The organism is Candidatus Binataceae bacterium (assembly GCA_035500095.1).
Taxonomy (GTDB): domain Bacteria; phylum Desulfobacterota; class Binatia; order Binatales; family Binataceae; genus JAKAVN01.
In genome coordinates, this window is record DATJXN010000006.1 from 1 (window position 1) to 2,186 (window position 2,186).

Below are 2,186 nucleotides of genomic sequence, written 5' to 3' on the forward strand. Positions count from 1 at the left end.
CGAAAACGCGAGCTACCGTGACATTGCCGAGGCTCTTTTTGGCACCGGCCGGATGCCCGAGCGCGGTTGGAAAACCCATGACCTGCGCGATCGGACTATACGGCTAGCACGGCTGGGCTACGCAATGATGCAGGGCGGTTATCGCCGCCTGTTGCTCTATCCCTTCCGTGGCCGGACCTAGCGCCGCCGTTCGATACGGGTGGCGATCTCGCCGCCTTGCGACATCACCATCCCTCTAAGCGACGTCTCTCCGCCACCGTGGTCGGTGACGGCCGCTACCATTCGGCGGTCTCCCCGAGACCATCGCGGAGTTTTCCCATGTCCACCACCAATGCCGCCGGCATGCCGCCGCGCTACCTACGCACGCCCGAGGCCGCGCGATTTGTCGGTCTCTCGATCCGCACCCTCGAAAAGCACCGCATCTACGGCACGGGCCCGCGCTACTCCAAACTCGGGGGCCGCGTCGTCTATCGCCTCGAAGACCTGCAAGCGTGGGTCGATTCCGCCGTCAAGGCGTCGACATCAGACCCCGGCAAGTCTGTCGTGTTGCCGGCCCGACGCCATACGCCGGCCGAGATCCAGCACGCGCGGCAGCTCTACCGCTGATCTCCAGCGATGTCAGCGCGCCATCGCACGCGATCCGAACGCGAGCAGCTCGAATTGTTCCGCGCGCTGCCAGGCGATCTGGCGCCGCGCGATGCGCAAGACCTGATGGCCTATCCCTTCTTCAGCCTCGCCAAGACGCATCGCACGACGCCAATCGATTACCGGATGAACGACATCGCGATCCGCGTCGAAGCCGTACCCGAGCACGGCATGGCAACCATCTGGGACGCCGACATCCTGATCTGGGCCGCCAGCCAGATCGTCGAGGCGCGCGACATCGGCCTGCGGCCGTCGCGCCTGATGGCGGCCACCCCGTATGAGATCCTCACCTTTATCGGCCGCGGCGTCAGCGCACGCGATTATCAGCGACTGAAGGCGGCGCTCGATCGTCTGCAGTCCACCACTGTCGCGACTTCGCTGCGGCAGACCAACGAGCGGCGCATGCACCGCTTCTCCTGGATCAACGAGTGGACCGAGCGCGCTGATGCGCATGGACGCGCCGACGGCATCGATCTGATCGTGCCAGACTGGTTCTATCGCGCCGTCCACGACGATGCGCTGGTCCTCACCATCGACCGCCAATACTTCGCGCTGACCGGCGGCCTCGAGCGCTGGCTTTATCGCATCGTGCGCAAGCACGCGGGTAGACAGCGGGCCGGTTGGCGGTTCGAGTTCCGCCATCTCTACACCAAGTCGGCGAGCCTCTCGCCGTTCAAGCGCTTTGCCTTCGAGCTGCGCGATCTCGCACACCGGCAGCCGCTGCCAGGCTACCGCCTCGCCGTCGAACGCGACCGCGTCGGACGCGAGCTGCTGGCCTTCACCCAGGGCAACTTTTCCACAGGCGGCTGTGGACAATCCGTTGATGGTATCGTGCCTTCGGGAACCCCAGAGCACGTGCCATCGGGAACCGACGCCGCGTGCTATCAGGAACCGGAAGCGGCATTTTTCGGTGCAAGTTCCGTCACTTCCGAGCCGCCTAACTTAGAATCTAACGTACAAGAATCTAACCCTTCTGATGTTGGGCGCGACGCCGATCGGTGGAAAACCGCTGACGGGAGCGGGCGATGATCGTCGCTGACCTCGCGCTGATCCCCGTGCAACCGTCGCCCTTCGACGGTTGGGCATCGGCCGAAATGCTCGCGCTGATCGCCGAAGCGCGCGTCTTTCGCCCCGCACTCGTAGCCCGCTTCGTTCTTAACCGCTGTCCTGCACGCACGGTCATTGCCCGCGAGACCGCGCATAGCCTCACCGAACACGATCCGCCGGCGCTCGCGGCGCGGATCGGCCAGCGCGTCGTCTTCGCCGACGCAGCCCGCACCGGCCAGCTCGTTTTTGAGCACGACGATAGCGGCTCAGCCGCGTGCGAGATCGCGGCACTGGCGGCCGAAGTCGAAAGGCTCGCGCCATGACCGCGCGCGGTCCCAACAGCGGTTTCGCCACGCGTCCTCGCAACGCGGAGAGCTGGATCAAATCGCCCGATCCCGCCGCGTCCGGCGCGGCGGCCGCGGAGCTCTACACGGCCCGGCTCACCGTCGACATCACGCCCGGCTTGCGCGGCCGGATCAAGATCGCCGCCTTCC

4 protein-coding genes are annotated in these 2,186 nt (G+C 65.8%); all 4 read left to right on the forward strand.

Features of this window, described 5'->3' with window-relative positions:
• A partial coding sequence (locus tag VMI09_00750; GenBank protein ID HTQ23193.1) for a DUF2285 domain-containing protein occupies nt 1-181 on the forward strand: 181 nt, incomplete at its 5' end.
• 137 nt (nt 182-318) lie between these two features.
• Entirely contained in the window at nt 319-606 is a 288-nt protein-coding gene (locus VMI09_00755; protein ID HTQ23194.1) for a helix-turn-helix domain-containing protein, read from the forward strand.
• Between the two features lie 9 nt (nt 607-615).
• Nucleotides 616-1,674: a replication initiator protein A gene (locus VMI09_00760; GenBank protein ID HTQ23195.1), complete on the forward strand. Its 1,059-nt coding sequence runs from the start codon at nt 616-618 to the stop codon at nt 1,672-1,674.
• Nucleotides 1,671-2,015: a hypothetical protein gene (locus VMI09_00765; protein ID HTQ23196.1), complete on the forward strand. Its 345-nt coding sequence runs from the start codon at nt 1,671-1,673 to the stop codon at nt 2,013-2,015. The genes VMI09_00760 and VMI09_00765 overlap by 4 nt, the downstream gene beginning before the upstream one ends.
• Nucleotides 2,016-2,186 lie beyond the last annotated feature (171 nt).

Coding starts and splice junctions, on each gene's coding strand:
- VMI09_00755 (HTQ23194.1), top strand. CDS start 319: ATGTCCACCACCAATGCCGCCGGCATGCCGCCGCGCTACCTACGCACG.
- VMI09_00760 (HTQ23195.1), top strand. CDS start 616: ATGTCAGCGCGCCATCGCACGCGATCCGAACGCGAGCAGCTCGAATTG.
- VMI09_00765 (HTQ23196.1), top strand. CDS start 1,671: ATGATCGTCGCTGACCTCGCGCTGATCCCCGTGCAACCGTCGCCCTTC.